The 8,135-nt window shown below is 38.1% G+C and carries 7 protein-coding genes and 1 pseudogene; 4 read left to right on the top strand and 4 right to left on the bottom strand.

Annotated features, from left to right (window positions below; all coding sequences use genetic code 11):
• Positions 1-64: 64 nt before the first annotated feature.
• Positions 65-1,087, bottom strand: coding sequence for a PHP domain-containing protein (locus FXW07_RS17190; RefSeq protein WP_255679126.1), 1,023 nt, complete (start codon positions 1,085-1,087; stop codon positions 65-67).
• 785 nt (positions 1,088-1,872) lie between these two features.
• Here FXW07_RS17190 and FXW07_RS17195 point away from each other — a divergent pair.
• Positions 1,873-2,304 carry a thioesterase family protein gene (locus FXW07_RS17195; RefSeq protein ID WP_229396686.1) on the top strand — a complete coding sequence of 144 codons (432 nt, stop codon included), beginning with the start codon at positions 1,873-1,875 and terminating at the stop codon, positions 2,302-2,304.
• 10 nt (positions 2,305-2,314) lie between these two features.
• Positions 2,315-3,166, top strand: a complete 852-nt coding sequence (locus FXW07_RS17200) for a methanogenesis marker 8 protein (RefSeq protein ID WP_229396688.1) — start codon at positions 2,315-2,317, stop codon at positions 3,164-3,166.
• A gap of 116 nt (positions 3,167-3,282) precedes the next feature.
• On the opposite strand, the gene FXW07_RS17205 is transcribed toward FXW07_RS17200, so the two are convergent.
• Together FXW07_RS17205 and FXW07_RS17210 are read right to left on the bottom strand one after the other, a co-directional pair.
• Positions 3,283-4,221: a hypothetical protein gene (locus FXW07_RS17205; RefSeq protein ID WP_229396690.1), complete on the bottom strand. Its 939-nt coding sequence runs from the start codon at positions 4,219-4,221 to the stop codon at positions 3,283-3,285.
• Positions 4,222-4,536: 315 nt separating this feature from the next.
• Positions 4,537-5,673, bottom strand: coding sequence for an ABC transporter substrate-binding protein (locus tag FXW07_RS17210; protein WP_229396692.1), 1,137 nt, complete (start codon positions 5,671-5,673; stop codon positions 4,537-4,539).
• Positions 5,674-6,346: 673 nt separating this feature from the next.
• On the opposite strand from FXW07_RS17210, the gene FXW07_RS17215 reads away from it, so the two are divergent.
• Together FXW07_RS17215 and FXW07_RS17220 are read left to right on the top strand one after the other, a co-directional pair.
• A complete protein-coding gene (locus FXW07_RS17215; protein ID WP_255679127.1) occupies positions 6,347-7,378 on the top strand; it encodes an iron ABC transporter permease in 1,032 nt (343 codons plus the stop codon).
• Positions 7,375-7,617 carry an ABC transporter ATP-binding protein gene (locus tag FXW07_RS17220; protein WP_229396697.1) on the top strand — a complete coding sequence of 81 codons (243 nt, stop codon included), beginning with the start codon at positions 7,375-7,377 and terminating at the stop codon, positions 7,615-7,617. Before FXW07_RS17215 ends, FXW07_RS17220 begins: the two co-directional genes overlap by 4 nt.
• Before the next feature lie 203 nt (positions 7,618-7,820).
• On the opposite strand, the pseudogene FXW07_RS17225 reads toward FXW07_RS17220, so the two are convergent.
• Positions 7,821-8,135 (bottom strand): annotated as a pseudogene (locus FXW07_RS17225) (ISNCY family transposase); the annotation flags it as partial.

The raw sequence follows: 8,135 nt of genomic DNA on the forward strand, positions 1-8,135 counted from the left end.
TGGTCAATGGCTCCAAGATACGATCTAAAATCGAGATCTGAAAAATCGAAAGAAAATCGCACTTTTAATTTTGTTTCTCGATTTCAATCTGCCTTTCAATATCTTTTGCCAGATTTTCTGCCGAATGAATGTAGACTGATGCAGGAAGCCCCGTGTTTGAGATCATATAAAACAGGTTCATGGTTGTCCTGTTGAGGCCAGGAAAACTGCTCAATAGGGTGCTTCTGGAGATTTTGACCATTGTATCAAGAGATTTTATCCCGGTAAGGTAGCCTTCTATGTCCCTGTTTTTCTGGCTTTTTTCAAAAATAAGATCTATCCAGGTATTCATTTCATCGATCAAAAGCTCTCTGGTAAGGTCTTCGGGAACAATATAACTTTTTCCCTGCGTTACGTTTTTGAAAAATTCTTTGAAATTATCTCCTTTTGCAAGGGTGTATACTTTACCGATTCTTCCTGTATGAGTGTCGGTTGTCGCGGCAATACCTTTGCCAAGGTTCTCCGCAAGAGCAATTGTAAGTTCATTTTTCTGCTTGAGTTCGTGCATATTGTATTCCAGTACAGGGAAAAGTTTTGCCAGCCTGGGGACTGAAGACGGATTTGGTACACTGTGAAACTCAAACCAGAATGGATGGTTGTAAATAAAAGGAAGCTTGTGCCGCCTGAGGTATTTGATAAAGCTTCTCAGGTCATGTTCGATTTCCGCAATTTCCATGAGCTCAAAGAACTCCTCCCTGTCAAGCTCGAAAATATTAATATGAAGTGAATGCCCTGCAAACTCCGGGTCATATACACTTATTTCAACCCCGGGGATAAGCTTTTCACGGTTCCACCCGAGAATTTCATATGCCTCAATAGTATCGTGGTCTGTAAATGTCACGTAATCCATTCCCATCTTCAGAGCCTTCTCATAAAGGCTCTCTGGGTGCAGGTCTCTTACAGGAAGCACGTCAAAAGAACAGGTTGTATGAACGTGCAGGTCTGCTCGCCTCCAGCCCTCTTCTATAAGCTCAACTGCTTGTTCCGGAGTTATCAGTTTCTCCTCGTAATTTCCCGGCCTTCTCCCCATAGGCGTAAAACCTTGCATTTTAATTTGATTTTGATTATTATTAGTAAGTGTTTAATTTATCCCCAATATAGTATATCCTTTTTTTAGATTAAGGTTTTCCGGAAGAATTCCTGGAAAAATTACAGGCTCACAAATGAAATATTAAAGGCCCAAAAATGAAATATTACAGGTTCACAAATGAAATTTTGTGTTGAATTCAAATTCAGATCCAGGCCCTTCAAAAGTAAACTCCAGTTGTCATCACCCAAACAGCTTGAAAGATACAGAGTTTTGCAAAAGACAACAATATCCGTTCGATGGTGTGGTAGAACTCGGCGGTAAAGCCAGAAAACATGAAAGAGTGCTCTGAATTCCCCTAAAATAGGCAAAGTATCCTGAACTTTCTATAAAGCTTGTTGAGAAATTGGAACGCCGCTCAAAAAAGAAATTCTTCTGGAAAGAGAGTCAGAAGGAGATACGCAGCCATAGAAGCAATTAAGTTAGGTCATGCTCGATTTATAAAATCAAATGCATTAAGCGTCATGGCTAAAATGACGAATCTGGTGGCCTCTTAAATATTTTTAGTTAGAAATCAGATAACTAAACATCTTCCTTATTTTGAGACCATAAAAATTTAATAGAACTTAAAAGAACCTTAAATGTGAGACTTAAATAATTGAACTAAAAAACAAAAGTTGCTATACGTTGTTGTTTTAATTTGTATTTTAGGTAGTTAATGTTTAGTGCTACTTTTTCATCAGTTCAACTGCTAAAGTCCTAGCTAAAGAAGTTTTTGTGTAGAATGCCCTAAAAGGAGGTTATATATGGATAGTTCTTCTTTGAAGCCTGGTCTAGCTTACGAGTTCAAGTTCAAAATACCAGAGAATAAGACTGTTCCTTTCCTTTATCCAGAATCACCTGAATTTCAGGTTATGCCAAAGGTTTTTGCCACTGGGTTCATGGCTGGATTATTTGAATGGACCTGTATTCAAGCAATAAATCCCTATCTAGACTTCCCCACTGAGCAGACTGCAGGCACCGATGTTGAATCAAGCCATTCGGAGGCTAATCCCCCCGGTTTGACTGTTACGGTAAAGACAAAATTGGAAAAAATAGAGGGAAGGAAGCTCACTTTTTCAATTATAGCTGATGATGGCGTTGACAAGATTTCTAAGGGCACAGATGAGAGATTTATAATCGACGCTGCCAAATTTAACTCCAAGGAAGAAGCCAAAGCTAAAAGTGCCAGTAATTGAAGGGATAATCATGCCTCATATAATGGAAATAATGGGAAAAACGAGGGTAGTAGTAAAGGATGGTAAAGTAATCGAAGTTGGAGAGGCTGAACTTGAGTGGTGTCCTCTCATTGACAAGCTAAGCGGTGTACAGAAAATTACCTCTGAAGAAGTCAAAAAGAATGTGGAGTTTAAGATAAAAGAATACGGAATGTTCACAGCCAAGCGACATCTCATTGGGCATGATACTTTCGTAGCTTTTGGAGCCTCAGAAATAATGATGTCTGGCTTGCGAAGCGGTTTTCTTGATACAACTGTAACTGCCTGTGATGGAGCAGGTACTGTTATATCCAATAATCCAGAGCTTGTCCAGGGTATAGGAGGCAGGATGTCAGGTTTGGTCGAAACTGAACCTATTGAGGATGTCATAAATGGAATTCAAAAACTCGGTGGAATTGTGCTCGATACTAAAACTGCATCTATAGACCCCATTGGCGGAGTTAAGAAAGCTGCGGAACTTGGTTACAAAAAAATCGCAGTAACCACTGCTGATTCTAAAACTGCAAAAAATCTGAGACAACTGGAAGCTGAACTTGGGCTTGATCTTATAGTAATTGCGGTGCATACTACAGGCGTAAGCAAGGAAGAAGCTCAAGGTCTTCTGGAAAATTCAGACCTGGTGATCAGTTGCGCTTCTAAGTATATAAGGGAGCTTGCAAAACCCATAGTTCAAGTAGCTGCTGCAATTCCACTATTTGCCCTTACTAAGAAAGGAAAAGAATTAGTGATTGAGAGAGAAAGAGATATTGAAAGCCCAATTTTGATAACTACTACAGAACTGCCAGTTGTGCCTAAACATAAGCAGCCGCGGGATTTGAAGTAAAGGGTTATGTGCGGTATGTGGGAGCCTTGAGTATTTTTCAGTTTGCTTAGAGCCTATCAATGTTTCAGCTCCAGAAGGCACACAACACATTTATTTTTCGGATAGCTCTAATAGCCTTAAATACCCCCATTGCAACCGGAACAGTTATCGCACGATTTTGCTTTCATATAGTTGCCGCGCATGATCAGGAATGTGCATTCAGCTATCTTGTAGACGACCTCTTTGGTATCATCACCAATGCTTACAGTATTCTCATCAAAGACTAACTTAATCGGCACAGTTTCAAACTCAGTTGTCAGGCCCGGCCTTAACGTTGGAAAAATTATTTCCTTTTCGCCATTTTTTTTCCGGACTGTAATGATGTCAAAAGTAGTGAGAGAAGTTAATCTTCCTCTTTCGTCAAAGCACACGGAGTTTTTATCCGCATCAATTCCAAGTGCATCCGCATCATATGCATTTATCGAGCCAATAGGGGTTTCAATCGGGAACGGTTCTGCAGGTTCTACAGATTGTATGCTCCCATCTTCAAAAAGCTTAAACCCTATTCTAACTGGCATTTTTCCTGCAGGTGTGTCAATTATAATTCGTTCATTCGGCCACAAAATCAGGTTTCTAACTTTTCCGTCCGGATAAAACCGCAAACCTATTATTTTTGCATAAAAGTCCCCAAATGGGAATGAAAAATGGAATTTTTGTGCAAGTTCGCCTTCTTCTTCCTCTGACCAGAAACCACTGATCTGGCCGTTTAGAGGGAACAAACTATTGATTGATCCATCCTCAAAAAAAGTAACCAGTTCTGCTGGAAATGTTCCTATCGGTGTGCTAATTTCAGTCTGCTGTTCTAGAGAAATGCTTTTAATTTTCCCACTTTTATAGAAAGACAATACTGCTAACTGCTTTTTTCTAAATCCTGGATCACCATATTGTGGAACAAGATCTCCGTACTTTGTGTGAATCAAATTATACTCTTCAAGCTTACAGTCCTTCAGTTCACCACCATCATATGTGGTAAAGCTCGTTATTCCTTTGAGTCCACTTGTTTCAACAGTTAACATTATGTACCATCCTGGGTTAAAAACGAATTAAGGTCTTAGCTTTATATATTTGAGACAAATTCTGCATATTTTTGTATTTTTAGTCATTTTAATATAATTAAAATTATATTTTGTATATTAACTAAACACATACTAAATAAAAACATGCTAAACAAAAACCTTAAAGACCTTTGATTTCTTCAGAGATTTCATTAGAAATACTCGCGTTGATTCACTACTTCGATTAATTTGTATGACTGATTTTGATTAATTTGTATGACTGATTTTGATTAATTTGTATGACTGATTTTGATTAATTTGTATGACTGATTTTGATTAATTTGTCTGATTGATTTGGTCATTCGTCACGTTATTATCAAGATATACTTTTGAATAAAATGTTTTTACCTCTTTGTTCAGGTCAATTTTCACTTTATCCGGATAAAGCATTTTTGCGGTCCACAGAAGCCCCATCAGTGATTGTGTCCGGTCAAGCATCTCGTATTTTGTAGATGCGTAAACACGCTTATTCTTTACGGCAGCAATATCTTTCCAGGCGTCTTTCGAGAGAATTTCATCACGGCCTTTCGCAGTTTTGGTAATAATAACATCTGGATTCCACTGATAGATTTGTTCCAGTGAAACCTGGATTTCTTCACTTGTATTGGCCGATTCCATTTGCGGATTTGCTTCCATGAAGCTTATGCCTCCCGCCAAACTGATGATAGACGCCATAATGGTTCTGGACCCAACCGTCTTAGTGACATCTGGTTGTGCATAATATACTTTGAGCTTATCACTTTCATTAATTTTCGAGGTTTGATCGGTAACCTTTTTGATGGTTTCATCCCAGTAATCCCCAAGCTCGTTTCCTTCTTTTTCATTTCCAACAATTTTACCGATTAATCTCCATGAATCTGCAATCTCTTCAAGCGTATCTTTTGACGCAGCAACGAATGGAATGCCAACTTTTTTTTGTTCTGATTCAATTTTCATATCCTTTGTTAACGTTATTACTACCTGAGGACTAACTGCTAAAAGATCTTCTATGTTCATGTCGCTGTGGAATTCGCCATTAATCGGAAGAGCCAGCAGCCTTTTTTCTTCATCATCTGACATAAATTCTAGCCGTTCAGTAAACTGCTTGTCCACACTCACAAGTTTTTCCGGCGCCAGCCTCCATACCATTTGGCACGGTATAGGATGTAACACTGAAATCCTGGTAATATCAGCAGGCAATGTAATTTTTCTGCCTGCCAAATCGGTAATTTCCCGAGTATCTGACAGTGCAGTGTCCGATATTGTTGTTTCTTGCTCAATATTTGTTGCAGCAGTTATCTCAGCTTTGGGATTTGATGTCGTATCCATAAAATCGCTTGTTTTCTGTGAACATCCACTTACAAGCAGTATAGGTAGTGTTATTAAAAGACACAGCACGATAAACAAACTTAGTGGACTTTTCTTTGTTCTCATCTTGATAGCCCTTCAATATTTTTTGAGTCCATCCCAAAACTTACGATTTTACTTCTCTGGATACAGCTTTAAAATTTTATACCAAAGTTGGCATGCGATATGTACTATTTAACATAACAAAAAGTATATTAGACTAATACAGAAATCAATTACCTACTATCTAGTATATATAGTTATTCTACGAATTGGTTTTTCAAGTTTTCAGTTGAAATATGTGATTCAAAAGGAAACCACGACACTCAATCACAAAAAAGGGATAAAGGCAAAATTAAAATCAAAAAAAGAGATCGCGGTCGGATTAAAAAAGAACATACCTTTCCAACTGAGGTGCTTCTATTAACTCCTTTTTACTCGCTCGAATGCACGGTAAGAAGGCGAGATTGTAGTAACTTATTTATAGTATTATCTAGGAAATTGATTACTGGTATTTTAACATATATAATTTGTTATGTATGAATGAACATAACGCCTATGAAACATTCAAAGAAATTCAAATTAAAAAATAAATCGTACAGGAGGAATTAAAGTGCAACATACAAAATTCACATATTAACGCAGAAAACCAGTAGTGTAAGCCTCAAACTAACTACAATTTGAACTCTATGAGCGCACTTGAAAAAGATACTCCAAAAGAAACTATGGATAATTTGTAAACCTTTGGTGTGAAAGAATAATGAACAGGCAAATAAATTGGGAAACCATTCGAAATATATCTTTAACAACCGCGTTGATTGTACTCCCAATACTTTTGTTCTTTGGATCTTTTATGATTGGCAGATATCCAGTATCTCCCATGGATGTAATACTGTCTATTGTATCGGTTTTTGTGCCAATCACCACAAATTTGGATTCAACCATTTATACAGTAGTTTGGGATATACGTCTGCCCCGTATAATAGCTGCGATGATTGTGGGTGCAGCTCTCTCAATCTCAGGTGCTTCTTTTCAGGGGACTTTCCAGAACCCACTGGTTTCTCCAGATATCCTGGGTGTTTCATCAGGTGCAGGTTTCGGAGCTGCAATAGCTATTTTGTTCAGTTTTTCCGCAGTAATGATTCAGGCTACAGCCTTTTTATTCGGCCTTGTTGCAGTTATCCTCACTTACTCTCTCAGCAAAAGACTCCGGGGTAATAGTATTTTGGTGATGGTACTGGGAGGGATAGCTATCGCAGCACTCTTTTCTGCCCTCATTTCGTGTATCAAGTACCTTGCAGATCCTGACAGCAAACTGCCAGAAATAGTATACTGGCTTATGGGTAGCCTCTCTGCAGTTAACAGTAACAGTGTCTTGATGATAGTAGGGCCTGTTCTGCTCGGATTTACAGCACTACTGCTTATTGCATGGAGAATTAACGTTCTTTCAATGGGGGATGATGAAGCGCGTTCACTGGGCGTAAACACAGAAAAAATGAGGTTGCTGGTAATTTTTTGCTGTACGTTCTTAACAGCTTCCGCTGTAAGCATAAGTGGCATCATTGGCTGGGTGGGCCTTGTAGTACCTCACGCAGCCAGGATGATCGTGGGCCCGGATCATAGAAAGCTTTTGCCTGCAAGCATTTCACTGGGGGCCACTTTCCTTCTGCTGGTTGATGATGTGTGCAGAACAGCCACATCTATTGAAATTCCCCTGGGAATACTAACAGCCATAATAGGAGCACCCGTTTTCATATACTTACTCCAAAAAGGCTACGAGGGATGGTCATGAGCAATATTATGGATATTAAGAATGCAGAGTTCTCTTACAATGGAAAGAAAAGCGTCTTCAAAAACGTGAATCTCTCAATAGAGGAGGGAGACGTCTTATGTATTCTGGGGCCTAATGGAACCGGGAAATCTACTTTAATTAAATGTATGAACAGCCTGCTTAAACTGAAAAGCGGCGAGATATTACTGAAAAATAAGAGTATTTATTCAATGAAAGAAAGACTCAGTTTCATAATTTAGTGATTTCTCATTTTTTCCGTCCTTAAAACTTCACTTTTCTCTGCTAACTGCTCAAACAAACTGTAATAATCCTTGAGAAACGATTTCTTTGGCAAGAATGCCAAAGAATTATTTTACTCCTTAAATTTTTCACTGAATTTTTTGACTAAAATCGATACGCTTCGCTACTTAATCCTTAACTCAKCTCTCAAAAATATCTTTTACTAAAGCTTAAATGGAGTAAATAATCTGAACAATTCCAGAAATGACTTTTGTGGTTTCTTGAGCAAATTTAATCTTCTCATTTGAGTAAGTTTAATCTGATTCTCAATTCCTTTATCWGTCCTGAACTGCTTCTTGTTATCCGTTTTTAGACTTTTTGAATAGTAGCTTTCAATAGGATTATTTGTCGCTGGCGCTCCTGGAAGATAATGGAACAAAGTAAGATTTAGCCAGTGTTTATTGATCATCCACAATCGTTTTTGAACCAATTCATCATATGTTCTTATATTTTCCATTAATTTATTGAAGTTATATTT

Source organism: Methanosarcina sp. DH1 (assembly GCF_020804205.1).
Taxonomy (GTDB): Archaea; Halobacteriota; Methanosarcinia; order Methanosarcinales; family Methanosarcinaceae; genus Methanosarcina; species Methanosarcina vacuolata.